The sequence below is a fragment of the Bacteroidota bacterium genome, assembly GCA_030017895.1.
Lineage (GTDB): Bacteria > Bacteroidota > Ignavibacteria > UBA10030 > BY39 > JASEGV01.
In genome coordinates this window covers 1-555 of sequence record JASEGV010000173.1, presented here as the reverse complement: position 1 = coordinate 555, position 555 = coordinate 1, and the positions used below count along the sequence as shown (strand labels likewise).

1 protein-coding gene is annotated in these 555 nt (G+C 35.7%); it reads left to right on the top strand.

Features of this window, described 5'->3' with window-relative positions; genetic code table 11:
• Positions 1–185 precede the first annotated feature (185 nt).
• Positions 186–555, top strand: a 370-nt coding sequence (locus QME58_14515) for a transposase (protein MDI6805024.1), incomplete at its 3' end; no start/stop codon positions are given.

Here is a 555-nt window from a genome sequence, read left to right as displayed (position 1 = left end):
CAACTATTTGAGCAACCGGTTTAACAAATGAAAAATTGATTCCAGTATAACTCATTGTGAGAGTCAGTGTTGTATCCCTTCTTGTCTTCCGCAAGCCTCTTTCAACAAAAAATTAAATCATTGTAAAATAATAGGTTGGCGTCTTAGGGCTTGTCAAATTGGGTGCTGCAGAGCTATATTAAGGCATGTTTATTCGAAAAAATAAGAACCGAAATAAAAGTATCAGCGTTCAAATTATCTCTAAAGATGGTGGAAAGTACAAAGTAGTAAAAACGCTCGGCACCGGAAAAACAGAACAGGAAATAGAATTTCTTTATCAGAAGGCACGTCAATATCTTCAAGAACTACAAGGGGAAATAACACTTTTTGTAAATCGGGATGATGCGTTAATAGAAAGTTATCTGAGCACAATAAAAAACGGACAGATACAAGTAATAGGTCCGGAGTTGATATTTGGTAGAATTTATGATGCAATAGGTTTTGGTCAGGTAAAGGAAGAGCTGTTTCGACATTTGGTAATAACGAGATTGTATCATCCGGGCAGTAAACTAAAAA